General features: G+C 65.9%; 19 protein-coding genes and 1 tRNA gene. 10 read left to right on the top strand and 10 right to left on the bottom strand.

Translation table 11 applies throughout. The features are described 5' to 3' along the window. Positions 1-9: 9 nt before the first annotated feature. The 4 genes from CA260_RS19975 to CA260_RS19990 are packed head-to-tail and all read right to left on the bottom strand — an operon-like array spanning position 10 to position 7,074. Positions 10-1,683, bottom strand: coding sequence for a glycoside hydrolase family 43 protein (locus CA260_RS19975; protein WP_111984878.1), 1,674 nt, complete (start codon positions 1,681-1,683; stop codon positions 10-12). Positions 1,684-1,688: 5 nt separating this feature from the next. Then, the gene (gene manD / locus CA260_RS19980) at positions 1,689-2,939 is read right to left on the bottom strand and encodes a D-mannonate dehydratase ManD (RefSeq protein WP_111984815.1); all 1,251 of its coding nucleotides are present in this window, start codon (positions 2,937-2,939) and stop codon (positions 1,689-1,691) included. Next, complete coding sequence (locus CA260_RS19985; RefSeq protein WP_238149855.1) at positions 2,936-4,936, bottom strand: sialate O-acetylesterase; 2,001 nt, start codon at positions 4,934-4,936, stop codon at positions 2,936-2,938. The genes manD and CA260_RS19985 overlap by 4 nt, the downstream gene beginning before the upstream one ends. Next, positions 4,933-7,074 (bottom strand): alpha-glucuronidase family glycosyl hydrolase, encoded by a 2,142-nt coding sequence (locus CA260_RS19990; RefSeq protein WP_238149856.1) that lies wholly within the window; start codon positions 7,072-7,074, stop codon positions 4,933-4,935. Before CA260_RS19990 ends, CA260_RS19985 begins: the two co-directional genes overlap by 4 nt. Before the next feature lie 191 nt (positions 7,075-7,265). On the opposite strand from CA260_RS19990, the gene CA260_RS19995 reads away from it, so the two are divergent. Then, positions 7,266-8,345 carry a LacI family DNA-binding transcriptional regulator gene (locus CA260_RS19995; protein WP_111984818.1) on the top strand — a complete coding sequence of 360 codons (1,080 nt, stop codon included), beginning with the start codon at positions 7,266-7,268 and terminating at the stop codon, positions 8,343-8,345. Between the two features lie 37 nt (positions 8,346-8,382). Here the strand turns inward: CA260_RS19995 and CA260_RS20000 are convergent, their stop codons facing one another. From CA260_RS20000 to xylB, 3 genes are all read right to left on the bottom strand, one after another. Then, complete coding sequence (locus CA260_RS20000) at positions 8,383-9,816, bottom strand: sugar porter family MFS transporter (RefSeq protein WP_111984819.1); 1,434 nt, start codon at positions 9,814-9,816, stop codon at positions 8,383-8,385. A gap of 110 nt (positions 9,817-9,926) precedes the next feature. After that, entirely contained in the window at positions 9,927-11,264 is a 1,338-nt protein-coding gene (gene xylA / locus CA260_RS20005) for a xylose isomerase (protein ID WP_111984820.1), read from the bottom strand. A 48-nt stretch (positions 11,265-11,312) separates the two neighbouring features. Then, entirely contained in the window at positions 11,313-12,824 is a 1,512-nt protein-coding gene (gene xylB, locus CA260_RS20010; protein ID WP_111984821.1) for a xylulokinase, read from the bottom strand. A 501-nt stretch (positions 12,825-13,325) separates the two neighbouring features. Between xylB and CA260_RS20015 the strand changes: the two genes are divergently transcribed. Further along, the gene (locus CA260_RS20015; RefSeq protein WP_111984822.1) at positions 13,326-14,492 is read left to right on the top strand and encodes a XylR family transcriptional regulator; all 1,167 of its coding nucleotides are present in this window, start codon (positions 13,326-13,328) and stop codon (positions 14,490-14,492) included. A gap of 91 nt (positions 14,493-14,583) precedes the next feature. Here the strand turns inward: CA260_RS20015 and CA260_RS20020 are convergent, their stop codons facing one another. Both CA260_RS20020 and CA260_RS20025 read right to left on the bottom strand, forming a co-directional pair. Beyond that, the gene (locus CA260_RS20020; protein ID WP_238149857.1) at positions 14,584-17,670 is read right to left on the bottom strand and encodes a TonB-dependent receptor; all 3,087 of its coding nucleotides are present in this window, start codon (positions 17,668-17,670) and stop codon (positions 14,584-14,586) included. Between the two features lie 532 nt (positions 17,671-18,202). Then, positions 18,203-18,279 (bottom strand) — tRNA-Met (locus CA260_RS20025). Between the two features lie 187 nt (positions 18,280-18,466). Here CA260_RS20025 and CA260_RS20030 point away from each other — a divergent pair. From CA260_RS20030 to CA260_RS20065, 8 genes are all read left to right on the top strand, one after another. Next, positions 18,467-19,024, top strand: a complete 558-nt coding sequence (locus CA260_RS20030; protein ID WP_111984824.1) for an RNA pyrophosphohydrolase — start codon at positions 18,467-18,469, stop codon at positions 19,022-19,024. A gap of 84 nt (positions 19,025-19,108) precedes the next feature. Beyond that, positions 19,109-19,297: a (2Fe-2S)-binding protein gene (locus CA260_RS20035; RefSeq protein WP_238149858.1), complete on the top strand. Its 189-nt coding sequence runs from the start codon at positions 19,109-19,111 to the stop codon at positions 19,295-19,297. Positions 19,298-19,439: 142 nt separating this feature from the next. Next, positions 19,440-19,910 (top strand): bacterioferritin, encoded by a 471-nt coding sequence (gene bfr, locus CA260_RS20040; RefSeq protein ID WP_111984826.1) that lies wholly within the window; start codon positions 19,440-19,442, stop codon positions 19,908-19,910. Between the two features lie 98 nt (positions 19,911-20,008). Further along, on the top strand, positions 20,009-20,761 hold the full coding sequence (locus tag CA260_RS20045) for a DUF6776 family protein (protein WP_111984827.1): 753 nt from the start codon (positions 20,009-20,011) through the stop codon (positions 20,759-20,761). Next, a complete protein-coding gene (locus CA260_RS20050; protein WP_111984828.1) occupies positions 20,748-21,179 on the top strand; it encodes a bactofilin family protein in 432 nt (143 codons plus the stop codon). Before CA260_RS20045 ends, CA260_RS20050 begins: the two co-directional genes overlap by 14 nt. A gap of 46 nt (positions 21,180-21,225) precedes the next feature. Continuing rightward, the gene (gene erpA / locus CA260_RS20055) at positions 21,226-21,603 is read left to right on the top strand and encodes an iron-sulfur cluster insertion protein ErpA (protein WP_111984829.1); all 378 of its coding nucleotides are present in this window, start codon (positions 21,226-21,228) and stop codon (positions 21,601-21,603) included. A gap of 13 nt (positions 21,604-21,616) precedes the next feature. Continuing rightward, complete coding sequence (gene nudC, locus CA260_RS20060; protein ID WP_111984830.1) at positions 21,617-22,588, top strand: NAD(+) diphosphatase; 972 nt, start codon at positions 21,617-21,619, stop codon at positions 22,586-22,588. 206 nt (positions 22,589-22,794) lie between these two features. Further along, entirely contained in the window at positions 22,795-23,664 is an 870-nt protein-coding gene (locus tag CA260_RS20065) for a cobalamin biosynthesis protein (protein ID WP_111984831.1), read from the top strand. A 173-nt stretch (positions 23,665-23,837) separates the two neighbouring features. On the opposite strand, the gene CA260_RS20070 is transcribed toward CA260_RS20065, so the two are convergent. Beyond that, complete coding sequence (locus tag CA260_RS20070) at positions 23,838-25,712, bottom strand: MFS transporter (RefSeq protein WP_111984832.1); 1,875 nt, start codon at positions 25,710-25,712, stop codon at positions 23,838-23,840. Positions 25,713-25,727: the final 15 nt, after the last annotated feature.

Genomic DNA, 25,727 nt, shown 5'->3' on the forward strand with positions numbered 1-25,727 from the left:
CCGTTCCTTTCAAGGCGTGTCCAGCAGGCGCGCGTACGGTCCCAGCGTGGCGCCGACAAAACCACCGGCGACATCGGTGCTGAGCAGGCTGCCATCGGCGCCGCGCACCATCAGCTTCCACCCCGAGCCTTCGTTGTAGGCAAAGTCGTAGCGTCCGGCGTCTCCGCTGATCTTCAATTGCAGATGCGTGGGCGCCTTGTCGAACGCGGCAGTACCCATGAGCTCGCTGGCCGCACCGCGATGGAGACGCACCGTGAGCAGGTATTTTCCGCCCGCGCGGTGCACGCCGAAGGCATACCAGTAGTGCTCGTTCTGGAACGCAGCGATGCCCGCCTCGACGCCATCCTGCGCCGGCACGACCAGCTCGGTGCTGGCATCGAACGCCAGATGCTGCTGTGCATGGGCCAGGAAGGATGGGTTGTGCAGCGTATCGAGGTCCTGCGCCTGCGGTTCGATCGCCAGCTGGCCTGGATGCGAGCGCAGGTCCGCCCATGGCTTGGACGGCGTGCGGACGAACTGCCAGGAGGCATCCAGTGCGGGCTTGTCGAACTCGTCGCGCCAGGTGAAGTTGCCGCTATGCGGTGCCTGCGAGCCCGCTGCGAGAAAGGATGGGCCCTGCACCACCTGTGGTATGGCCTTGCCCGCTGGAAGGATGGACGGCCAGCCGTCCTTCCACGTCACGGGCAAAAGAAAGGTTTCGCGCCCGGTGTTGTAGTGCACGCGGTCATACGCCCGACTCGCGAGAAACACCGCCCACCAGCTGCCATCCTGCCCTTCGACCAGGTCGGCGTGACCGGCGTTGACGATGGGCTGGGCGCGGTCGGCAGGCAGATCGCGCTGGGTCAGGATGGGATTGCCCTCGTACGGCACGTACGGTCCCCACACCGCGCGGCTGCGCAGCACCACTTCCGAATGCTGCGGACCGGTGCCACCTTCGGCGCACATCAGGTAATACCAGCCATCGCGCTTGTAGACATGCGGCCCTTCGATCCAGATGGGCTTCTTCGCCGGATCGACACCGCCATCGAGCAGCACCCGACGAGGCCCCGTCAACGCATGCCGCGCCACGTCGAACTGCTGCATCCAGATCGCGCGATGGCCGTCGTAGCGCGAGCCGCCTTCAGGCACCCCGTTGTTGACGACGTAGGCCTTGCCGTCGTCATCGAAGAACAACGACGGATCGATGCCGCCGGCGAGCGCCGGCAGCCACACCGGATCGGACCACGGCCCTGCCGGATTCGTCGCGGTGGCGATGAAATTGCCGCCGCTGTCCACGGAGGTGTTGATCACATAGAACGTGCCGTCGTGATGCGTGATGGCCGGCGCATACAGGCCACGCGACATGCCCTGGCCGTCCAGCTTCACCTGCGACGGTCGGTCGATGACATGGCCGATCAGCGCCCAGTGAACGAGGTCGCGACTCTCGTACACCGGAAGGCCGGGGAAATACGCGAAGCTGGAATTCACCAGATAATAGTGCTCGCCGACGCGCACGATGCTGGGGTCGGGGCTGAAGCCGGTCAACACCGGGTTGTAGTAGTGGCCCGGCGGCAGCGGCTGTTCGAACGCAGCGTCGTGGCCGCGGTATTCGAACCAGTCGAACAATACCGGCTCCTGCGCATGCACCGCCGCCCCCAGCACCAGGGCCAGCCCAAACGCGACACCACGAAGAACGCGGCGCATCGTGCTCACCAATCCCACATCGCGCCGTCTTCCAGCCGCGCGATCGGCAGCTGCTTGGGCGCATACGGGTAGCGAGCGGCGAGCTTCTCGTCGATGGTGACGCCGTGGCCGGCGCTCTCGCCGCAATGCAGGCGGCCGGCGCGGAATTCATAGTCGTGCGGGAAGACTTCGTTCGCCTCGTCGGAGTGGAACATGTACTCCTGGATGCCGAAATTCGGCACCCACGTGTCGAAGTGCAGCGCGGCACCCATGCAGACGGGCGAGAGGTCGGTGGCGCCGTGGAAGCCCGTGCGCACCTGGTGAAGCGCGGCGAAATCCGCCAGACGACGCAAGTGCGTGATGCCGCCGCCATGCACGATGGTGGTGCGGATGTAATCGATCAGCTGGTTCTCGATCAGGTGCTTGCAGTCCCAGATCGAGTTGAACACCTCGCCTACCGCCAGCGGCGTCACCGAATGCTGGCGAATCAGCTCGAAGGATTTCTGGTTCTCCGCCGGCGTGCTGTCTTCCAGCCAGAACAGGCGATACGGCTCCAGGCTGCGTGCCAGGCGGGCAGCCTCGATCGGCGTGAGGCGATGGTGCACGTCGTGCAGCAGTTCCACGTCGTCGCCATGGTCGGCGCGCAGGCGCTCGAACAGCTTGGGCACCACGTCGAGGTAGCGCGGCGTGGACCATACCGTTTCGGCGGGCAACTCGCTTTCGGCCGGCTCGTAGGGCTTGCCGCCGACCGAGATGCCGTAGGCCTTCTTCACCCCCGGCACGCCGCACTGCGCGCGGATGGCGAGGAAACCCATCTCCCTGAAGCGTGCCACCTCGTCGCTGGCCTCGCTGATGTCGCGGCCGTTGGCGTGGCCATACACCAGTGCGCCCTCGCGCGAGCGGCCGCCCAGCAGCTGGTAGATCGGCAGGCCGGCCATCTTGCCGAGGATGTCCCACAGCGCGACGTCGACGGCGGCGATCGCGGTCATGGTGACCGGGCCACGGCGCCAGTACGCGCCGCGGTAGAAGAACTGCCAGATGTCCTCGATGCGGCCGGCATCGCGTCCGATCAGGTTCGGCACCACGTGGTCCTGCAGGTACGACGCCACCGCCAGTTCGCGTCCGTTGAGCGTGGCGTCGCCCAGGCCGGTGACGCCCGAGCGCGTCACGATCTTCAGCGTGACGAAGTTGCGGCCCGGGCAGGTCACGATGACCTTGGCCTCGACGATCTCGCGGTCGCGCGCGGAACCCTGGTGGTCGATGGGAGCGGTGCTCATGGATGCTTTTCCTGATCAGCGGAAGACGTGGAGAGCGACAGCTCGAACGGGCCTGCCGGCAGGCCCGAGCCGTCATAGAGGGTGCAGATGGGACTGTCGGCCCAGCAGTAGCGCACGCGGGCAATCGACGCCGCGGGCATCGATGCGTGCAGCACTACCTGGTTGCCATGGGTGTCGGCATCGGCGTAATGGCAGGTATTCGCCTGAACGCCGCACAGTTCGAAGCCGATCGGGTGATCCGCGCCGTACGCCACCATCGGCTCCGTGACATCGCGGAAGCTGAGCGTCACCGTGTCGCCGTCGCGCTGCGCGCTCGCGACCACCGGGCCGGAAGGCGGCAACGCTTCGCCGTACACTACGTGACGCGCGGCGCGTGCAAGGCGGCGCCCCAGTTCCTGCTTGTTGGCCGGATGGATGTCCGTGCGCTCGCCGATATCCACCGCCACGGCGAGGCCCGAGTGCTCGTCCTTCGCCGCGGCAAGACGCTGCGCCTCGCGCACTTCGGCCGAGCCGCTTTCCACGGGGTGCGTCGGCGCCGGCCCATAGCCGGCCAGCTGGATGATCAGCATGGGCAGCTGCGCGCCGAACTGTGCGCGGAAATCCTCGCGCAATCCTTCGAGCAACCGGCGGTAGTTGCCGGCGTCGCCTGTATTGGATTCGCCCTGGTACCACAACGCACCGCGCACACCGTACGCGCCGAGCGGCGCGATCATGCCGTTGTGCAGCGTGGCCAGGCCAGCGGTGGGGTGCCACGGCAGGCTCGGCGGCGAGCCGTAGGACCTGGGCACGACCTGGTATTCCCAGTCGCCCAACGGCACCGACGATCCGTCGCCCAGTCGCAGCGCGCGCTTGTCGGCCGGACCGTACAGGCCGTCGTCGCGATAGGTACCCAGCACGTTGATGGCGATCAGGTTGTCACCCTCGTGCAGCGTGCCGGGCGGCAGCTTGTAGGTACGTTCACCGCCGTAACCGGTGCCGATCCAATGACCGTTCACCCACGTCTGGTCGGTCTCGTTGATCGCACCCAGCGACAGCTCGTTCGCCTGCTCCGCCTGCGCCTTGCTCAGCTTCAGCGTGGTGCGATACCACAGCGTGCCAGTGAAGTTGGCCAGCTCCGGCACGCCCCAGCGCTGCCACGCGCCCTTGTCGAGCGGCGCATGTTGCCAGCCCTGATGCGCGACGCGCGCGGGGTTCCACGGCTCATTGCTTTCGCTCACGCCCGGCCGCGAATGCCACCACGCCTGCCACTGGCGGCTCCATTGTTCGCCGGCCTGCGCCGGATCCGTCTGGTGCATCGCCAGCAGGTCGAGCCCCTGGTCGAAGCCGCCCACCTTGCGCAGCGCCCGCATGCTCATCCACGGTTCGATGCGCGAACCGCCCCAGGCGGAGACGATCAGGCCCATCGGCACGTCCTGCGTCTTCTGCAGTTCGCGCGCAAAGAAGTAGCAGGTGGCAGAGAACTCGGCGACGGTGTCGGGCGTGGTCTTCAACCAGTGATCGGTGGCCGGGATCGCGTCCAGCGGCATGACGCTGCTGACGTTGTCGACCGTGAGCATGCGGATGCGGTCGTTGTCGGCGTTCTGCACCTCCGAGCGCGCATCGAGCGCGCGCTTGACCTGCAGCACCATGTTCGACTGTCCCGAACACAGCCATACGTCGCCCACCAGCACGTCATCGATGCGTTGCGAGGCACCGCTGGCCGTCGTCACGTTCAGCGCATAGGGACCACCGGCCTTGAGCGCCGGCAGTTTCGCCTGCCAGCGTCCCTGCGCATCGGCGCGCGCGTCGATGCGCTTGCCGGCGAATTCGACCGTCAGCTTCTCGCCGGCCTTGGCATGGCCCCACACGGGGTTCGCATGCTCGCGCTGCAGCACCGCGTGATCCTGGAACAACGGGTTGAGCAGCGTGTCGTCGGCTTGTGCAGCGAAGGCGACCAGAGGAAACAACGCGGCGAACGTCGCGACGAGGCGGCGCGTCATGGAGACATCATGGCTCATGGTCGATAACCCGGCACGAAGGGGAACGATAGCGACTCGTAGTACGACAGCGGCTGCGGCGGCGGCGCGTAGCCGGCCGGCAGCGGCAACCCGTTGAGGCTCTGGAAGTACGCGATGCTGGCATCGCGCCACCACTGCGCCTCCTTCTCCTGAATGCCGAGGAACACGGCCGCCTTACGGTAACGCTCGGCATCGATCCGCCCGTCCAGCGCCTGCCAGGTGGCGCGCATCTGCTTCACGTCATCCACGCCCTGCGTGTAATGCATGACCAGTTCGTCCCACAGCGTGCGGCCCGAGCGCATGCGATAGCTCCACGGCACGTGGTGGAACCACAGCAGGTACGCGTCCGGAATCGTCTTCAGGTCATCGAACTCGGCCGCGATCGGCGGCGCGTACTGCGCGACCGCGTTGCTGCCGGTATGACTGCGGTCGAAGCCGATGCCGTCGTGGTCGGCGCGGTGGTAGTACACCGGCGTCCAGTCGGCGCGCGGACCGCTGGCGTCCCACGGCGCCGGGCCGTAGTGATGGCCCTTGCCCATCAGGTGATGCAGGCCCAGTGGCGTCATGTAATCGACCACCGCTTCACGCGACAGCATCATCATGTCGACCACGCGCTTCACGAACGCCTCGTCGTTGCTGAAGGTCGCGCGCACCCACTCCTCCGCGATGACCCGCGACGACAGCTGCGGATTCCATGCGAGGCGACCGTAGGCGTACCAGTTGGCCTGGTTGAAATCCGAGCCGTTCCAGTCGCGATCGGTACCGATGTTGGCGACGCCGGCGATGCCGGTGAGCGTGTGCCCGTCGAGTTCGCCATCGATCACTTTCGCCACGGTCGACCCGTTGCCCTTGGCATGGGTGTCGGCGCGCAGCACTTCTTCGAACAACGGGCCGAGATACACCAGGTGCGTGGCGAAACCCAGGTATTCCTTGGTGATCTGGAACTCCATCATCAACGGCGTCTTCGGCATCGCGCCGAACAGCGGGTTGAACGGTTCGCGCGGCTGGAAGTCGATCGGTCCGTTCTTCACCTGCAGCAGGACGTTTGCGGCGAACTTGCCATCCAGCGGTTTGAATTCGGTATAGGCCTGCTTGGCGCGATCGTCCGTGTTGTGCTGCGAATAGACGAAAGCGCGCCACATCACCACGCCACCGTGCGATGCCAGCGCACTGGCCAGCACGTTGGCGCCGTCGGCATGCGTGCGGCCATAGTCCTGCGGGCCGGGCTGGCCTTCGGAGTTGGCCTTCACCAGGAAGCCGCCGAAATCCGGAATGAGCGCGTAGATCTCATCCGCCTTCGCCCGCCACCAACGCTGCACCGCAGGGTCGAGCGGATCGGCCGTCTTCAGGCCGCCGATCTCGATCGGCGCGCTGAACTTGACGCTGAGATAGACGCGGATGCCGTACGGCCGGAACACGCCGGCCAGCGCCTTCACCTTGTCCAGATAGAGCGGCGTGAGGATCGCGGCGTTGGCGTTGACGTTGTTGAGCACGGTACCGTTGATGCCGATGGAGGCATTGGCGCGCGCGTAGTCGATGTAACGCGGGTCGAGCCAGTCGGGCAGCTTCTGCCAGTCCCATATCGAGTTGCCGGCGTAGCCACGCTCCACGTGACCGCTGAGGTCGTCCCAATGGTCGAGCACGCGCAGCGACATGCGCGTGGCCTCGCGTACATCGAGGTGATCGATGGATTGCGCCGTCTGCAGCAGGCGCAGGAAATGGAAGGCACCATACAGCGCGGCCACGTCGTCCTGGCCCACGATGGCGATGACCGCATGGCCGTCCACGACGGCGTGGCGGATCAGGTAGCCATCGCGACCCAGCGCGCGCACGTCCAGCTTGAGCGCCGCGACGGCCGGCGAGGAGGCCGGCGTGCCCACCACGATGGCGCCGTCGCGATCCACGGCCGACGCCACGGCGGGTGCGTGACCAAGCAGTCCGCCCAGGCCACGCAACAGTTCATCACGCGTCGCCTGCTGGGTCGGCGTGGCGACCGGCAACACGAGCTGTGCGGCATGGCTGCGATAGACGGCGGCCTGCGTCTCGGGCAGGGGCCGATAGCGCAGCCACAGGTCGTAGCCGTCTTCGGCATGCGCCAGGCCCGTTGCGAGCAGGGCCAGCACGAGGACCAGAAGCACTCGAAATGCCGCCGTCAGTTGGCCTCCTGCATGCTTTGCGGGCCGGAATGGTAGAGAAAGCGCCACGGCAGTTATCGCTAACATATGCAAGAATGCACTCCAGATCCGACCGACATCAGGACTGACAGCGACGGTCGTGGGCGATACGGCACCGGCCTTGTCGCACCAGCTCCGCGCGAAGGAAAACGGCATTGAAGAAGACAGGCAGGAAGTCGGTTCGCCGCAAGGGGGCCGCCGTCACCATCGACGACGTGGCCGCGCTGGCCAAGGTCTCCGCCATGACGGTATCGCGTGTCGTCAACGGCCACAGCAAGGTGCGCGATGCCACGCGCGAACGCGTGATGGCGGCGGTGCGCGAACTGGGCTACATCCCCAACCTCGCGGCCAGCTCGCTGGCGGCCGCGCAGGACGCGCGCATCGCGCTGATCTACACCAACCCCAGCGCGGGCTACCTGCGCGAGCTGCTGCTCGGCGCGCTGCGTGGCTCCGCACGCACGGCGGCGCAGCTGGTCATCGACGACTGGGATGAACTCGACGCCGGTGGTGAGCGCAAGGCGGCCCGCGCGCTGGCCAAGAGCGTGGCCGGCGTGATCCTGCCGCCGCCGCTGTGCGAATCGAAGGTGGTGATCGAAGAGCTGGTCAGCGCCGGCGTGCCGGTGGTGGCCATTGCCTCGGGCCGCTTCAACCACGACATTTCCAGCGTGCGCATCGACGACTACCTGGCCAGCAAGGAAGTCACCGAGCACCTGATCCGCATGGGCCACGCGCGCGTTGCCTTCATCAAGGGCCACCCCAACCAGACGGCCAGCGCGCGCCGCTTCGAGGGCTACCAGGCAGCGCTGAAGGACGCCGGCATCGCGTATGACGCGAGCCTCGTGCAACAGGGCTACTTCACCTATCGCTCCGGCCTGGAGGCGGTGGAGCACCTGCTGTCGCTGCGCAAGCCGCCCACTGCGATCTTCGCCAGCAACGACGACATGGCCGCCGCGGCGATTTCCGTGGCGCACCGGCGCGGACTCGACGTGCCGCGCGATCTCTCGATCGTCGGCTTCGACGATACCTCGGCCGCCACCACGGTGTGGCCGGAGCTGTCCACCGTGCGCCAGCCGATCGCCAGCATGGCCGATTCGGCCATCGACATCCTGCAGCGCGCGATCCGCCGCAAGGACACTGAAACGAAAGTGGTGGTCGATCATGTGGTCGCCCATCAGTTGATCAAGCGCGATTCGGTGGCGCCGCCCGTCGGTGCCGGCACCAAGCCCAAGGGCTGATCGCCGGCGACGCGGAAGGCTGGCGCCACGCATCGCACTAGCCTTCCATCTGTTCCAGTTCCTTGCCGCGCGTTTCCTTCACGTAGCGCAGCACGAACACCACCGAGATCGCCGCCGCCACGGCATAGATGCCATACGCGCCGGCCAGGCCGATGCTCGCCAGGAGAATGGGGAAGCTCACGGTGATGGCGAAGTTGGACGTCCATTGCGCGGCGCCCGCCACCGCCAGGCCCGAGCCGCGGATCTGGTTGGGAAACATCTCGCCCAGCATCACCCACATCACCGGCCCCCACGACATGTTGAAGAAGGCCACGTAGACGTTGGCCGCCACCAGTGCGAGCGTGCCCATCGCCGGCGACAGCGCGAGCTTGCCGCTGGCATCGACGCCGGCATGCGCAAAGGCGAAGGTGACCAGTGCGAGCGTGACGGTCATGCCGACCGAGCCGATCCACAGCAGCGGCTTGCGGCCCACGCGATCGATCAGCAGCACGGCGATCAGGCAGGCGCCGATGCTCAGCGCGCCGGAGAACACGTTGATCAACAGCGCGTCGTTTTCCGAGAAACCCACGGCCTGCCACAGCACGGCGCCGTAATAGAACACCACGTTGATGCCCACCAGCTGCTGGAACGTGGCGAGTCCAATGCCCACCCACACGATGGGACGCACACGGCCACTCGTCTTGTCGAGCAGATCGGACAGCTTGGGACGATGACGATCCTGCGCCAGCGAGGCGCCGATCTCGGCGAATTTGTTGGTGGCTTCCTGTTCGCCATAGAGACGCGCGAGCACGGCTTTCGCTTCGCCGTCGCGCTTGCGCACGACCAGGAAGCGCGGGCTTTCGGGGATGAACAGCAGCGAGACCAGGAACAGCGATGACGGCAACGCCTGCATCCAGAACATCCAGCGCCACGCATCCTGGCCGAGCCACAGCACGCCGGTGGATGCGCCGGCCGCCTTCGCCAGCAGGAAGTTGCTAAGGAACGCGCTGAACAGGCCGCTGATGATGGCGATCTGCTGCACGGTGGCGAGCCGGCCGCGATAACGCGCGGGCGCCACTTCGGCGATATAGGCCGGTGCAATGACACTGGCCGCACCCACCGCGAAGCCACCCATGATGCGTGCGAACACGAAGAAGGCGGCACTGTGCGCTGCGCCGGCGCCCAGCGCCGACAGCAGGAACAGCACGGAGGAGATGATCAGCACCGAACGGCGGCCCCAGTAGTCGGCGACGCGCCCGGCGAAGAACGCGCCGAGCGCGCAGCCCAGCAACATCGAGGCCACTTCGAAGCCGATCTGCGCCGAGGTGGACTGGAAGGCCTGCTTGAGGCCATCCACCGTGCCATTGATCACGCCGCTATCGAACCCGAACAGGAAGCCGCCGAGCGTGGCGACGCAACTGATCTGGACGATGAGTCGGGTGTTTTCCGCATGCCTCGCGGCTACCGCGCCATCAAGCGTTACGCTGTTCATGCTGTCGGTGTCTCATGGTCGTGTTTCCGGCTCCCCAAGGTCGGCAAGGCACATCCCCGTGCGGCTTGCCGACCACTCAGATCAGACGCTAGCGAAGCAGGCTTCGCGAATCAGCGCAGCAGGTACTGATTCAGCAGATTCTCGTAACGCTCCTGCTTGCCGCTGCGCTTGGCGGGCTCGCCGTTCTTCGCGGCAAGGTCGCGCAGCTGCGCCAGGTTGAACTTGCCCTGCGCGAAATCGAGGCCCGGACCGTTGTCGAAGCTGCTGTAGCGCTCGGCGCGCCACTGCTCCAGCGGCGACTGCTTGAGCAGCGCATGCGCCACTTCCAGGCCGCGCGCGAACGCGTCCATGCCGCCGATGTGCGCGATGAACAAGTCGTCCAGGTCGGTGGACTCGCGACGCGCCTTGGCGTCGAAGTTGAGGCCGCCGGGTGCGAGGCCGCCCTGGCGCAGCACGACCAGCATGGCGCCCACGGTGTCGTACAGGTCGCTCGGGAACTGGTCGGTATCCCAGCCGTTCTGTGCATTGCCACGGTTGGCATCGATGCTGCCGAGCAGGCCGTGGTCGGAAGCGACCTGCAGGTCGTGCTCGAAGGTGTGGCCCGACAGCGTGGCGTGGTTGGCCTCGATGTTGAGCTTGAAGTCCTTGTCCAGGCCATGCTGCTGCAGGAAGCCGGCGACGGTGGCCGAGTCGAAGTCGTACTGGTGCTTCATCGGCTCCATCGGCTTGGGCTCGATCAGGAAGTTGCCCTTGAAGCCGATGCTGCGGCCGTAGTCACGCGCCATGGTGAGGAAGCGAGCGAAGTGTTCCAGCTCACGCTTCATGTTCGTGTTGAGCAGCGTGGCGTAGCCTTCGCGGCCACCCCAGAATACGTAGTTCTCGCCGCCCAGCTCCACCGTGGCGTCCAGCGCGGCCTTGATCTGCGCGGCGGCGCGCGCCACCACCGCGAAATCCGGATTGGTCGCCGCGCCATTCATGTAGCGCGGGTGGCTGAACAGGTTCGCCGTGCCCCACAGCAGCTTGACACCGGTGGAGGCCTGGCGCTCCTTGGCCAGCGCGACCATGTGCCTGAGGTTCTTCTCGTACTCGCCCACATCGTCGGCGTCGGGCGCCATGTCGATGTCGTGGAAGCAGTAGTACGGCACGCCGAGCTTGGTGAAGAACTCGAATGCTGCGTCCAGCTTCGCCTCGGCACGCGCCAGCGGCGCGCCATCGGCATCCCACGGGAACACGCGCGTGCCGGGACCGAACGGGTCATGGCCTGCATTGCAGAACGTGTGCCAGTAGCACGCGGCAAAACGCAGGTGCTCAGCCATGGTCTTGTCGCCGATCTTCTTGTTCGCGTCGTAGTGCTTGAACGCCAGCGGATTGTCCGAACCCAGCCCCTCGAACGGGATGCGGCCGATGCCGGGGAAGAATTCACGCTTGCCGATGAAAGGGGTGCTCATGATCGTGTGGTCCTGGTCGAGGAGTGATGAGGCAACAGGCCCGAGGGGTCAGGCGGTACCCGCCGGGTGACTGGCGTAGAAGGACTTGGCGCCGTCGAGGTGGCGCAGGAATTGGCGATAGGAAGCCTGGTAGGCAGCCACGTTCTTGCCATCCGGGCGAACGGAGAGTCCGGGGGCGATCAGCACGTGCTCGCGCGCCATCGCTGCGAGGTCCGCATCGCGGCCGTGGGCGCGCTCGTGCGCCCACAACGCCTGCAGCGCGGCGCCGAACGCGGCGCCTTCGGCCTGCAACGGCACTTCCACCGGCAGCTCGAACACGTCGGCGACCATCTGTCGCCACGCGGCGCTGTGGCTGCCGCCGCCGGTGAGGCGGATCGCATCGAAACGCAGGCCCGCGGCAAGCAGTGCGTCGTAGCCGTTGCGCAACGCATAGGTCGCGCCTTCCATCGCCGCGCGATAGATATTGCCGCGCGTGAGGTTGTTGAGGTCCATGCCGTGCAGGCTTCCGCGCGCATGCGGCAGGTCCGGCGTGCGCTCGCCATTCAAGAACGGCAGCATCACCAGGCCGCCCGCGCCGGGCGAGGTGCCCACCATCATGGCATCGCCGTCGCGCGTGCCGAAACCGAACGCCTTGGCCACGCTTTCGGTGGCGATCGTGCAGTTCATCGTGCAGATCAGCGGCAGCCAGCCGCCGGTGGAGGAACAGAACGCCGCCCAGCCCGCCGCGTCGTCCACGACCGGGTGATCGGCGTACGCGAACAGCGTGCCCGACGTGCCCAGGCTCATGCTCAACACGCCCGGCTCGACGTTGCCGGTGCCGATCGCCGCCATCATGTTGTCGCCGCCGCCGGCCGAGATCCGCACGGAACGCGGCAGTCCAAGCTCGTCCGCGATGGCGGGCGCAATGGGGAAGCTCGCGTCCGCCTCGACCAGGGGCGGCAGGCAGTCGATGAGCTTGCGGTCCGCGTCGGTGGCTGCCAGCAGCTCGGGCGACCATTGCCGCGTGCGGACATCCAGCCAGCCGGTGCCGGACGCGTCGCCGTATTCCATCCAGCGCTCGCCGGTCAGCCAGAAGTTCACGTAGTCATGCGGCAACAGGATTGTCGCCAGCCGCGCGTAGACCTCGGGACGATGCTTGCGCGTCCACGGCAACTTCGACGCGGTATAGCCGGCCAGAATGGGATTGCCTGCCAGAGCCACACAGCGCGCGGCGCCACCGGCGGCATCCATGATCTCGTCGCATTCGGCCTGGGTGCTCGTGTCGCACCACAGCTTGGCCGGCGCCAGCACGTTGCCCGCGGCATCGAGCGGCACGAAGCCGTGCTGCTGGCCGGACACGCCGATTGCCGTCACGCGCGAACGCGAGTTGGCATCGAGCTTCGCAAAGCAGGCACGGATCGCATCGATCCACCACTGGGCCTTCTGCTCGCGACTGCCGTCATCGCCGGCGATCAGCTCGAGCGGGTGGCCATGCGTGGAAACCACGCGACGCGTGGCCGCGTCATACGCCACCAGCTTGACGCTCTGGGTACCGACATCAAGTCCAACCACAAGGCTCATACGTTTTCAGGGGCCCAAGATGTTAGCGCTACCATAAATCGGTCCAATAAAACCCCCGATCCGTTTCCGCAGGGCCTGGGGGCTGCCTGCCGCTGGAAGGGGGGTGCGTGCTGCAGACTGTACTAGCGCTTTGCCGAAATGCCATGTCGCAATGCAAAAAAGCCGGAAATCCGCCCTTTGGGACGCGGCGGGAGGGCACGCAAGCCGCCGTTCCGGCGAGCATGGAACCGATCCGAACAACAACCCTTCCACCCAGGGCGGCCGTCTCAAGGGGTGGAGAGGACTTGCCCCTCCCGGAGATGGGGCGGTCGCCACGGTCGAGCGGCGTGATCCGAGAGCGCCGAGCCGGGCGCACATGCACGAATGGAAGTATAGACGTCCGTACGGCATGGAAGCTGGCACCTGTCCCCTCGGGGGACAACGGATGATGCAGCGCAGCGTGTCGCACGCCATGCAAGCCGCTAACTTGCGGCCCCATTGCCCATCGCCAAAGGTTGATGGATGTTGCCGCATCGCGTCGCGCTGCTTTTCAACGCCAACAAGGTCTATGACCGCCAGGTCATCGCAGGCATTGGGGAATACCTCACTTTTACCCGCGTGAAGTGGGATCTCTTCATGGAAGAGGACTTCCGCTGCCGCACCCTGGGCATTCGCCAATGGCGGGGCGACGGCATCATTGCCGACTTCGACGATCCGGTCGTGGCCGAAGCCGTATCCGCGCTTCCCATTCCCGTCGTGGCGGTGGGCGGCTCGTATGCCGACGACTCGCAGTACCCCACGGGCATTCCCTATGTGGCGACCGACAACCGGAAGCTGGTGCAGGCGGCGTATGGCCATCTGATCGAGCACGGCCTGGAACGCTTCGCCTTCTTCGGCAAGCCGCCGGAACCCGACAACCGCTGGGCGCACGAGCGCGAGATGTGGTTCCGTCACCTCACCGCCGCGGATGGCTTGGAAGGCATCGTCTACCACGGCGCGTCCACCAGCGCGGGCGGCTGGGGGCGCGCGCAGCACGAAGTGGCCGAATGGATCCACAGCCTGCCCAAGCCCATCGGCATCATCGCCGCCACCGACGCACGCGCGCGGCAGCTGCTGCAGGCCTGCATCGTGGGCGACGTGCCGGTGCCGGAACAGGTCGCCATCGTCGGTATCGACAACGACCCCATCGTGCAGGTGCTCAGCTGCATACGCCTCACCTCGGTGATGCAGGGCGCCGAGGAAATGGGCCGCACCGCGGCGCAGCTGCTGCATCAGATGCTGCACGGCGGCGACTGTTCCGGCTCGCGCGTGCTGGTGCCGCCTGCCGGCATCAACGTGCAGGCCAGCAGCCAGTACCAGTGCATCCGCAGCCCGCACGTGATGCGGGCGCGGCATTACATCCGCCAGTACGCCTGCATGGGCATCAAGGCCGAACAGGTGGCCGGTTACGTCAACGTATCGCGCACGCTGCTGGAAGAACACTTCAAGCGCGAGCTGAAAAAGTCCGTGCACCAGGTGATCCTCGAGCACAAGCTGGAGCGCGCGCGGCAGCTGCTGACCGATCCGTCGATGTCGCTGACGGACGTGGCCGTGCGCAGCGGCTTCACCTCGCTGCAGTACATGTATGTGGTGTTCCGCCGCGAATTCGACTGCACGCCCAAGCAATACCAGGAACAGCTGAAGGCCTGACGACCAGGCGTCCGCATTCGTTGCCGGCATGCACGGGGAGGCATCACACCGGCAACGAACGCGGACCTGCCTTCGGGGCGACGGAAACCCCTCAGAACGTGGCGCGGAACACCAGCTCGTATCGGCGATCGTTCTCGAAGATCGCTCGCGTGTACAGATGCGGGTCCACCGTGCCGTTGACGTAGGTGGCCGGCCCCATCAACACGCGCGTCGTCGCGTTGGTGAGGTTGTTCATCTGCAGGCCGACCTGCATGTTCTTGTTGATGTGATAGAACACCGACGCGTCGAGCTGGCCGTACGCATCGTTCCACATCGGCAGATAGGTATCGCCCGAGTCTTCCGCGGTGATCAGGTAGCGGCTGCGCCACGACCACGCCAGGCGGGCCGACCAGTTGGCGTACTCGTACATGCCGATCAGGTTGTAGCTGTTCTGCGACAGGCCGGCCATCGGCAGCGGCGGGTTGGTGACGACAAAGTCCGCCCCGCATGAACCATTGGCATGGTCGGGATCGCACGAGGTGGTGCCGGCGATCTTGCTGCTGCGCAGGAAGGTGTAGTTCGCCTGCACGCCCAGGCCTTTCCACGCGCCCGGCAGGAAATCGAAGAACTGCGAATAGCCCGCCTCGATGCCCTTCACGTTGCCGTCGCCGGCATTCTGCGGACCAGTGACCGCAAACTCCTGCCCGCCGATGTTCTCGGTGGTGACTTCGTTGGTGATGTAGTTCTTGATCTTCTTGTAGAACACCGTGGTGTACAGCATGCCGGTGGGCGAGAAGTACCATTCCAGCGCGGAGTCGAACTGGGTGGCCTCGAGCGGCTTCAGGTTCGGATTGCCGCCGGTGCTCGCGGTCCAGCCGGTGATCGTCGGCTGCTGGCCGGCCGGGCCGCCCCACGACGCGCCAAGCTTCATGTACGAGTTGAGCTGGTTGATGTCCGGGCGCGTCATCGCCTTGGACGCGGCCAGGCGCAACTGCAGCTCATCGGTGAACTTGAATCGCAGGTTCAGGCTGGGCAGGAAGTTGTGATAGTTGCCCTTGCCGGAAATCGGCACGTAGGCGCCGCTGAACAAGGCCAATTGTTCCGGTGTCAGGTTCGCGGTGCTGCCGCTGATATTGCTGGCGGACGGATATTGGATCGAGCCGTTCGCGCTCACGTCCGTCTTCACGTAACGCAAGCCGATGTTACCGTCGAAGGGAATGCCCAGCGCGTCCTCGTTGCCGAAATACAGCGAGCCGTAGATGGCCTGCGTGTCCTCGTTCTGGTGGTTGTTCTCACCTGGCAGACCCGGCACCTGCGCCTGCCAGCCACCCGCGGCCTCGATCGCGTACAACGCCTGGATCGCCTTCGCATAGTTGCTTACCAGCGCATTGCTGGGGAACCACAGCGTGGTCGGCAGTTTCGCGCCGCGGTAGAAGTGGGACATCGAATACTGCTCGTACATCCACGAGGGAATCTGGTTGAACCAGTCCAGGCCCGTCGAGGTGTAGCTGGAGGCCTTCCAGATCTGGCTGATCGGGCCCCAGTTGTAGTTGCCGTTGGTGTTGTTGCTGGATGCGTCGCGGTTGGTGGCGCGTACGCCGACACGGGCAAACTGCAGCCAGCTGCTGTCCTGGAAGTTATATTCCAGATCCAGCCGACCGGTGCGTTGCACGGCGTAGTCGTATTCCAGGTGATCCATCGCCGCGCCGAGGTAGTAGTTGGCGGGGTTCGCGAGGTAGCTGGGATCGGACAGCGTGAGGCTCGGCGTGCCGACCACGCTCACGTTCGCCGGCGGCATGTAGAACTGGCCGAACACCGAGAAGTCACGCATGTCGCTGGTCGACTTCACGAACTGGAAATCGCCGGTCAGCAGGACGTGATCGTTGATGTTGTACTTGAAGCCGTTCGACCAGTCCGTGGTGCGCGTGACCTGGTGCTGGATGCGGTTGTCGGTGTAATAGTTCACATAGCCATCGGGGATGCCCATCGAGGCGTCGCCACGCCACGCGTTGGACGCCATGGTGCCGCTCTGGAAGATGCCCTGGCCGTTGTAGCTGAACTGCGTGCCCGGCGCGGGCAGCACGTTGTTGTACGCGCTCTCGTTCGTCTGCACGTTGTGCTGGTTCCACTCCAGGTTGTAGTCGGAGCGGAAGAACTGCGAGTAGAACTCGAAGTCGTTGGTGGGACGCCACTGGATGGCGCCATACAGGCCGATGCGACGGCGCTGCATCTGCATTTCCAGCCAGTTGATGTCGCCCGGCACGTACACCGTGCTGGTGGAAGAACCTGCGGCGATGTTCGGCGCGTAGTACGACGAGTCGGTCGCGTCGGGCCGCATGACGTAGGGATTGGTCTGGATGCCGTCGTTGCGCGAGGCGAGCTCCGAGTAGGAGACATCGAACAACGCGCCGAACTCGCCCAGGCTGTCGCTCTTCCAGCGGTTGCTGTAGAGGAACGAAGCCGATGGCTTGCTCTTCTTCGCCATATCGCCTTCGTTGATGCCGGTGGAGAAGCTGATCACCTGGCCCGGATTGTCGAACGGCATGCGCGTGCGCAGGTTCACCGTGCCAGCGATGCCGCCTTCGATCAGCTCCGCCGACGGGTTCTTGTACACGTCCACGCCGGCCATCAGCTCGGCCGGCACATCCTCGAAACCCAGCGAGCGGCCGTTGTTGGCCGAGAAGCTGTCGCGCCCGTTGAGCTGGCTGGCCACGTAGGGCAGGCCACGAATCAACACGCCGCTGCCTTCGGACGACGGATGATCCGGATCGTTGTCGGCGAGGAAGTGGTCCACCGTCACGCCGCTGATGCGCTGCAGGGTTTCGGTCACGCTGCGATCGGGCAAGGCGGTCATGTCCGTCGCGGTGACGGAGTCCACGATCTGGCTGGCGTTCTGCTTCAGCGACTGCGCGGACTCGAGGCTGGCGCGGATGCCGGTGACCGTTACGCCATCAAGGTTCTGGACGTCCTTTTGGCCATCGTCCTTCTTCCCATCCTTCTTCTTGGCCGCGTCGGCCTTGCCGGACTCCGCCGGTGCCGGTGCCGTGACGGCTGCCGCCTGGGTGCCGTCCTGCGCCAGGGCCACCATTGGCGCGTGCATCAGCATCAGGCCCAGGGCCACGCTCGCCGCCAGACGGTGGCGGGACAGCGAAACGGTGAATCGCGGGTACGCCCCATGCTGCAAATCGGTCGTTTGCATCTTGCCGTTCATTCGAACTCACTCCCCCGAGCTGTGATGTCCCCGGCGGCTCACGCCGCCCGGTTCCGTTGTCATGTCACTACGCTGGAAGTCCTGCCTCGCAGTTCGCGAGGCGGCGCGATCCCCATCGCGCGGCCTTCGGCGTCGGCGTAGTGAATAGGACGGAGTGCGGGCAAACAATTGTCAAAAAGCGGGCGGCTCTTGATGATTCTTCGTTTGCTGTCGCCGCATTTGCCGCGAACGACGCGCTTCTGGCTGCATCAATCCACACGGAGCCTTGGTGAAAATGCGTGGTGCGCCGCATCACATCCTTGGGCCAGGGAAGCGCGGGCGTTCGGACACTGAGCGGTCCCAACATCGACCACGGGCACGCCATCTCCCGCTCGACGTCGTCGGCGCATCGTGCTTGCTTCAGCCCGACGGTCGATGCCGGATCGCCACGCGACCTGTCGGCGGATCAACCCCGGCGAGATTCGCCGCCAGCAGAAACAATAAAGCCCCGCATGCCTGCAGGGCTTTCGTGTACGCGCAATGGTGGCTATGGGTGGACTCGAACCACCGACCCCAGCATTATGAGTGCTGTGCTCTAACCGGCTGAGCTACATAGCCTTGGGTGCGTCCCAGCCCAGGGGCGTTGACGTGGCGTCAATCAGGCGGGGCGCGGCAGTTTAGTCGGAGAGGCCCTTCGGTTCAAGTGTTTGGCTTGCCGCCTCTTCGTACGCTGTGATTGAATCATCTCCGGGCGGCCTTATCTGGAAATACGCGTTTCCTTCGTGCGGCCGGCCCAGGAGGCAACATGATCGACGTCGATGGCTATCGTCCGAATGTGGGCATCGTTCTGCTGAATGCGGACGGCCGACTGTTCTGGGCGCGCCGCGTCAATCGTGACGGCTGGCAGTTTCCCCAGGGTGGCATGCGCAGCGACGAAACGCCGCTGGAAGCCATGTACCGCGAGCTGGAAGAGGAAACCGGCCTGGCCCCTCACCATGTCGAGGTCATTGGCGCCACCCGTGGGTGGCTGCGCTACCGCCTGCCCAACCGTTACGTCCGCCATCACCAGCGGCCGACCTGCATCGGCCAGAAGCAGGTGTGGTTCCTGCTGCGCCTGGTGGGCAACGAGCAGGACCTGCGCCTGGACGCCTGCGAAAAGCCCGAATTCGACCACTGGCGCTGGGTGGATTTCTGGTATCCGGCCGCCCACGTGGTCAATTTCAAGCGCCAGGTCTATGAGCGCGCCCTGCGCCACTTCGCGCCGCTGGTGGAGTCGCTGCTGAGCCTGGAGCTGGGCGAACTGCCCCAGCGTCCCGGCCAGGAATCGGGACATACGGCCCGCAAGGGTCACGCCGCGGCCTGAACGGCGGATCCTCTGGCAGTCCACGCGAATATCAGTTGACAATCATTCGCATTTGCGTTCCCATATGCAGCCATGTATATCTGCATGTGCAACGCCGTCACCGACGGTGACATCCGCCGAGCCGCCGCCGATGGCGTCCATCATTTCGCCGACCTGCAGGCGCGCACCGGTTGCTCCGATTGCTGCGGCTGCTGCGAGCAGGAAGCACGGGCCACGCTGGACAAGGCGGTGCAGCAGATACGGCTGACGATGCCGATCGCCGTCGTCGCCTGAGGCGCAGGCCCGCCGCACGAATTCCCGGAACGCGCAGCCTCGGTTGCGCGTTTTTGTTTGGGCGATCCGAACTCATTCTCGTTCCGTCATCCCCGTCAAGGGCGACGTATAGTCGCGTGCTGTAGACGCAAGGAGACTTCTCATGAAGGGCGACGCCAAGGTCATCGAGTACCTCAACAAGGTGCTTTACAACGAGCTGACCGCGATCAACCAGTACTGGCTGCATTACCGCATGTACAAGGACTGGGGCTACGGCGAACTGGCGGAGCACGAGCAGAAGGAATCGATCGAGGAGATGAAGCACGCCGATCACCTGATCGAGCGCATCCTGTTCCTCGATGGCCTCCCGAACCTGCAACACCTGGGCAAGCTGCGCATCGGCGAGAACCCGGTCGAATGCCTGCAGGGCGACCTCGACCTGGAAATGGCCGCGGTGCGCGACCTGCGTGAGGCCATTGCCTACAGCGAGGGCATCGCCGACTACGTCAGCCGCGACCTGTTCAAGTCCATCCTCCATGACGAGGAAGAACACATCGACTGGCTGGAAACCCAGTTCAGCCTGATCAAGGACATCAGCGCCGAGCGCTACCTGCAGTCCAAGATCGACAGCTGATCCGCCCGGGCCGCCTGGCCTGCGCAAGCTGTGGCGTCGTTCCTTGACGCTTTCGTCACGGCGCGGCTATACCTTGGTTTTCTCCGGGGAGGCCGCGCATGGCTTCACGCCCACCACCGCGTTTCGTCGTTCGTCCGCATGATGCGGCCGGGTGGCGGCGGCGTGCCTGGTGGCTGGGCGGCGCATGGCTGCTCAGCCTGCTGCTGACCGGGCTCATCGTTGGTGCCGGCGTACGGCATGCGACTCCCGCTGCCGTCGAACAGCGCCAGCTCAAGGCGCTGGGCAAACAGAATGACGACCTCCTGCAGCAGGTGGCCAACCTGCAGCGGGCCGACCAGGTGGCGGACATCGCCAACCAGTCGCTGCGCAAGACGCTCGCCGAGCGCGAGGAAGAGATCAGCGGCCTGCGCGCGGATCTCGGCTTCTATTCCCGGCTCACCGGTGGCGATGCGCAGCGCGAAGGGCTCAAGGTGCAGGAGGTGCGCCTCCAGCCCGTCAGCGGCTCGCATGCCTGGAACCTCACGGTGAGCCTCACCCAGAACGCCAAGCGCGGCGAGGACGTCAGCGGCAACGCGACGGTCGCCGTGGAAGGCCTGCGCGGCGACAAGGTGGTGCGCCTCGCCTGGGACGCGCTGGGCGACACCTCGCAGAACGGCGGCATGGCGTTCCGCTTCAAATATTTTCAACAGTTGCACGCCACCATCGTGCTGCCCGCCGATTTCCGGCCGACCCGCCTGGTGATCACCGCCCAGCCGGCCGGTGATGACGCGGTCAGCCGGGCCGTGACATGGGGCGACGCCCTGTCCGGCCACCTCACACCGACCCAAGGGGAACAAGATGCTCAACCGTAAGCGACCGGAGCGCACCACGCCCACCGCCCATTCCTCCGACACCAGCCTGGTCGCGCGCGGCACCGTGATCCATGGCGACGTGCGTTTCAGCGGCACGCTGCATCTGGACGGGCAGATCGAGGGCTCGGTGCTGGCCGAAGAAGAGGGCGCGGTGTTCACGCTGAGCGACAACGGTATCGTGCGGGGTGAGATCCGCGTGCCGCACGCCATCATCAATGGCCGTGTGCAGGGCGACATCCATGCGGCGCAACGCCTGGAACTGGCGCCCGAGGCGCGCATCACCGGCGATGTGCACTACCGCACGCTGGAAATGGCCGCGGGCGCCCAGGTCAACGGCCGCATGAGCCACCAGGCCGCCGAGCTGCCGCGTGAATTGCCCGCGCCGTCGCTGGCGGATGCGGAGCCGGTGCCGGCCTGAACGCGGTATCCTTGCGGGCGAGCCGCCTCATCCCCACCTGAGCATCATGGATACCGTCGTCCCCCTCCCCACCGTTCCCGACTATCGCAACGCCGGTGCGCCGCTGGTCTTCACCGAAGCCGCGGCCCGCAAGGTGCGCGAGCTGATCGTCGAGGAAGGCAATACCGAGCTCAAGCTGCGCGTGTACATCACGGGCGGTGGCTGCTCCGGGTTCCAGTACGGCTTCACCTTCGATGAAGCCCAGGCCGAAGACGACTTCGCGATCGACCGCGAAGGCGTCACCCTGCTGGTCGATCCGCTGTCGCTGCAGTACCTCACCGGCGCGGAGATCGACTATTCGGAAAGCCTGAGCGGCTCGCAGTTCGTCATCCGCAACCCCAACGCCAAGACCACCTGCGGCTGCGGCTCTTCCTTCTCCGCCTGAGCCCCGACGAGGCATGGACCGCACCACGACGCCGCGCCTCAATACCTTCGCGGGACTCAGCCTCATCCTCGACCGGGTCGCCGAAAAGCGCGACGAGTCGCTGTGGGTGAACGAGCATGGCTCCTCGGAACACGCCCGCTACCTCGTGCTCGACGCGCTCGGCCAGACCTACCTGCTGCCCGGCAGCGACGCGCTGCGCTGGCTGGACAGCGGCGAGCGCGAGCGCCTGCTCGGGGAGCTGAAGGCCACCTTCCTCGGCTTTGCCGCCGAACGTCCGCATTTCCTGCTGGCCGTCGACGACAGCGAACAGGCGGCCGCACTGGAAACGACGCTCGACGCACGACGCGCCGGCCTGCGCGACGTTGGCCTGTTGCTGGCCGCCGACGAAGCCGGCCTGTTCGCCTACGCCAAGGGCCTTGCCCACTGGCAGCGCGAAACCCGCTACTGCGCCTTCTGCGGTTCGCCGCTGATCCTGGTCGCCTCGGGCCATCGCGCCCAATGCACCAACGAGCAGTGCGGCCGCATGCATTTCCCCCGCACCGACGCGGCCGTCATCGTCATCGTGGAGCACGAAGGCGCCTGCCTGCTCGGACGCCAGGCCGGTTGGCCGAAGGGCCGCTATTCCACCCTGGCCGGCTTCGTGGAACCGGGCGAGGCGCTGGAAGACGCGGTGCGTCGCGAAGTGGCCGAGGAGTCCGGCGTGATCGTCGGCGACGTGTACTACCACTCCTCGCAGCCCTGGCCGTTGCCGCAGTCGCTGATGGTGGGCTTCACCGCCAAGGCCGTGTCGCGCGAGATCCGCCTGCGCGACCGCGAGCTGGAGGAAGCCCGCTGGTTCACGCCCGAGGACATCGTCAGCGGACTGGCCGACGGCAGCTTCCTGCCCTCGCTGCCGTTGTCCGTGTCCTATCGCCTGCTGGAGCACTGGCTGAAGCAGCGCGCGGGGCTGGATCTGGACACGCTGGTGGCGCAGGCGAAGCGCTGAGCGCGTACTCCTCCTCCCTGTAGGAGCGCACCCAGTGCGCGACCGCGGAACAGCAATCCAACATCGATACCGGATTTCCGCCACGCCACCTCCAAGTGCAGATCGCGCACTGGATGCGCTCCTACATGAGGCTGCCATCTAGCCCTGTCCGCTGCTGGCCGTCACAGCCATGACCTACAATGCGGCCAACGACCGGAGACCGTTTCATGGCTGTCAGCCTGCTCACCGCCCTCATTGCCCTTGGCCTGGTGCACGTCGCTCCGCAGCTGACGCACTGGCGCGGTGACGGCGGCTTCCGGCGCTGGGTGGCGCAGCTGGGCGACACCAGCGGACCGGCGCGCGCCACGGTGACGCTCGGCGTGCCCGTGGTGCTGTGCCTGCTGGTGGTGTGGCTGATCAGCCTGTTGCCGGCCAGCGAACTGCTGCGGCTGGTCTTCTCCCTGGTCGTGCTGCTGTATTGCTTTGGACCGCATGCGTTCGAGGCGGACCTGGAAGCCATCATCAAGGCGCCCGATCAGCCGACGCGCGAGGCCGCGGCGCAGGCGTTGTCCGACGACGGCGAAGCGGTGAGCTGGAACGCCATCGCGCTTGGCGAGGCCACCGCCTACGCCGCGTTGCGACGCCGCTTCGGCGTGTTGCTGTGGTTCTTCGTGCTCGGGCCGACCGGCGCACTGCTGTATCGCCTGGCGCAGACGCTGGGCCGCGATCCCAGCCTGCGGGTGGACGCAGCCGCGCAACGCGCGGCACGCACCTTCGCCAACATCGCCGACTGGCTGCCAGCGCAGTTGATGGTGTTCACGCTGGCGCTGGTCGGCCATTGGGATGCGGTGATCGGTGCATGGAAACAGTGGCACCAGCAGCAGGCGCCCAACAGCTGGTATGTCGAAGGCCCGGGCTTCCTCGGTGCCGCCGCGCGCGCCGACGTGCAGGTCGACATCGAAGCGGGCGACGGCTATGCCGAAGAGCGCACCGACACCATCGGCGAACTGATCCGCCTGCGCGGTGCGCTGCTTCGCGCCCTGCTGGCGTGGTTGAGCGTGGTGGCGTTGATCGTGTTGGCAGGGTGGATGAGCTGACCCTCGGCAGGAAATATCACCGCCGCGCCGAGGCAAGACCACCGCACGGAACACCTTCTTGCCGACCCCGCGATCCCTGTAGGAGCGCACCCAGTGCGCGAAAAGCCTACGTAGCGGTACGCCCAACCTCCGCGGTCGCGCACTGGGTGCGCTCCTACACGGGGAGTTGACGCTCAGGCGACATCGCCGCGCAGCTCGCGCACCCGCGCTTCCAACGTGGCCATGCGCGCATCCAGCGGTGCGATCGGCGCGCCAGCCACCAACTCCACCCTCGCGCGGAATCGTCGCGGCAATCGTGCGCGATGCAGCATCGAGTCGCGACGGCTCCACACGCTGCCCCACAGGCCACGCAGCGCGAGCGGCACCACCGGCACCGGGCGACGTTCGAGAATGCGCGCGACGCCAGGACGGAACGGCGCGATATCGCCATCGCGCGTCAACCCGCCCTCGGGGAAGATGCACACCAGTTCGCCATCCGCCAACGCGGCATCCACATCCTCGTACGCACGTTGCAGCACGGCCGGGTCTTCCTTCTGCCCCGCGATGGGGATCGCCTTCGCCGTGCGGAACACGAAGTTCAGCACCGGGATGTTGAAGATCTTGTAGTACATGACGAAACGCGCGGGACGCCGCAGGTTTGCCATCAACAGCAGCGGGTCCATGAAGCTGACGTGGTTGCACACGAGCAGCGCCGGGCCTTCGTCCGGAATCTGTTCCAGCCCATCCGCGCGCACGCGGTACAGCGTGTTCACCAGCACCCAGGTGATGAAGCGCATCAGGAACTCGGGCACCAGCGTGAAGATGTACACCGCCACCGCCACGTTGAGTACTGCCGCGGCAAGGAAGATCTGCACCGCCGTGAGCCCGAGTGCGCCAAGCGCCAGCCCGAAGCCGGAGGCGAGGCAGATCAGCAGCGCGTTGAGGATGTTGTTGCCGGCAATCACTCGCGACAGTCGCTCGCGCGGCGTGCGCGCCTGCACGTAGGCGAACAGCGGCACCACGTAGAAACCGCTGAATACGCCGATCAGCGTCAGATCCATCACCACGCGCCAGCTGCCGGCGCTGCGCAGGAAACCGTGCCAATCCAGCCCATGCACGGCGGCCAGGTGCGGGTGCGCGAAGTACAGGTCTACGCCGAACGCGGTGAGGCCGAACGCGCCCAGCGGCACCAGGCCCACTTCCACGCGGCGTCCCGACATGCGTTCACACAGCAGCGCGCCGATGCCCGTGCCCAGCGAGAACAGCGTGAGCACCAGCGTATTCACCGAGCCATCGCCGCCCAGGTTCATGCGCGTGTAGTTGGGCAACTGCGCCACCAGCACCGTGCCGAAGAACCAGAACCACGAAATGCCGAGCACCGCGTTGAACACCTTGCGGTCTTCGCGCGTGATGCCCAGCACGCGCGCCGTTTCGGTGAGCGGATTCCAGTTGAACACCAGGTCGGGCGCCGTGGCCGGTGCCGGCGGAATGCGGCGACTGGCGAGATAGCCCACCACCGCGACGAGTATCGTCACGGTGGATGCCGCCACCGGCCCATAGCCCGCGATGAGCATCAGCGAGTTGCCGGCGATCATGCCGATCAGCATCGAGAGCTGCGTGCCCATTTCCACCAGGCCGTTGCCGCCCACCAGCTCCTCGGGTTTCAGCGCCTGCGGCAGGATCGCGTACTTGATCGGCCCGAACGTGGTCGAATGCATGCCCATCAGGAACAACACCACCAGCAGCAAGGTGGTGTGATGCGTGTAGAAGCCCACGGCCGCCACCAGCATCGCGGCGATCTCGAACAGCTTCACGTAGCGGATGATGCGCGACTTCTCGTATTTCTCGGCCAACTGGCCCGCGGTGGCCGAAAACAGGAAGTAGGGCAGGATGAACAGCGCCGGTGCCAGGTTGGTGTAGAGCGACACGGTGTGGTCATCCAGCCCCATCTGGAACGCCACCAGCATGACCATCGCGTTACGGAACGCGTTGTCGTTGAACGCGCCCAGTGCCTGCGTCCAGAAGAACGGGGCGAAACGGCGGCTTCCCAGCAGTTGGAACTGGCTCATGCGGATCCCTGGCGC

Origin of the sequence: Dyella jiangningensis (assembly GCF_003264855.1) — a bacterium.
GTDB classification, from domain to species: Bacteria; Pseudomonadota; Gammaproteobacteria; order Xanthomonadales; family Rhodanobacteraceae; genus Dyella; species Dyella jiangningensis_C.

What these genes read in the sequence shown, in the direction of transcription:
- CA260_RS19975 (WP_111984878.1), bottom strand. Translation starts at nt 1,683, where the DNA reads ATGCGCCGCGTTCTTCGTGGTGTCGCGTTTGGGCTGGCCCTGGTGCTG.
- manD (WP_111984815.1), bottom strand. Translation starts at nt 2,939, where the DNA reads ATGAGCACCGCTCCCATCGACCACCAGGGTTCCGCGCGCGACCGCGAG.
- CA260_RS19985 (WP_238149855.1), bottom strand. Translation starts at nt 4,936, where the DNA reads ATGAGCCATGATGTCTCCATGACGCGCCGCCTCGTCGCGACGTTCGCC.
- CA260_RS20000 (WP_111984819.1), bottom strand. Translation starts at nt 9,816, where the DNA reads ATGAACAGCGTAACGCTTGATGGCGCGGTAGCCGCGAGGCATGCGGAA.
- xylA (WP_111984820.1), bottom strand. Translation starts at nt 11,264, where the DNA reads ATGAGCACCCCTTTCATCGGCAAGCGTGAATTCTTCCCCGGCATCGGC.
- xylB (WP_111984821.1), bottom strand. Translation starts at nt 12,824, where the DNA reads ATGAGCCTTGTGGTTGGACTTGATGTCGGTACCCAGAGCGTCAAGCTG.
- CA260_RS20015 (WP_111984822.1), top strand. Translation starts at nt 13,326, where the DNA reads ATGTTGCCGCATCGCGTCGCGCTGCTTTTCAACGCCAACAAGGTCTAT.
- CA260_RS20020 (WP_238149857.1), bottom strand. Translation starts at nt 17,670, where the DNA reads ATGCAAACGACCGATTTGCAGCATGGGGCGTACCCGCGATTCACCGTT.
- CA260_RS20030 (WP_111984824.1), top strand. Translation starts at nt 18,467, where the DNA reads ATGATCGACGTCGATGGCTATCGTCCGAATGTGGGCATCGTTCTGCTG.
- CA260_RS20035 (WP_238149858.1), top strand. Translation starts at nt 19,109, where the DNA reads ATGTGCAACGCCGTCACCGACGGTGACATCCGCCGAGCCGCCGCCGAT.
- bfr (WP_111984826.1), top strand. Translation starts at nt 19,440, where the DNA reads ATGAAGGGCGACGCCAAGGTCATCGAGTACCTCAACAAGGTGCTTTAC.
- CA260_RS20045 (WP_111984827.1), top strand. Translation starts at nt 20,009, where the DNA reads ATGGCTTCACGCCCACCACCGCGTTTCGTCGTTCGTCCGCATGATGCG.
- CA260_RS20050 (WP_111984828.1), top strand. Translation starts at nt 20,748, where the DNA reads ATGCTCAACCGTAAGCGACCGGAGCGCACCACGCCCACCGCCCATTCC.
- erpA (WP_111984829.1), top strand. Translation starts at nt 21,226, where the DNA reads ATGGATACCGTCGTCCCCCTCCCCACCGTTCCCGACTATCGCAACGCC.
- nudC (WP_111984830.1), top strand. Translation starts at nt 21,617, where the DNA reads ATGGACCGCACCACGACGCCGCGCCTCAATACCTTCGCGGGACTCAGC.
- CA260_RS20065 (WP_111984831.1), top strand. Translation starts at nt 22,795, where the DNA reads ATGGCTGTCAGCCTGCTCACCGCCCTCATTGCCCTTGGCCTGGTGCAC.
- CA260_RS20070 (WP_111984832.1), bottom strand. Translation starts at nt 25,712, where the DNA reads ATGAGCCAGTTCCAACTGCTGGGAAGCCGCCGTTTCGCCCCGTTCTTC.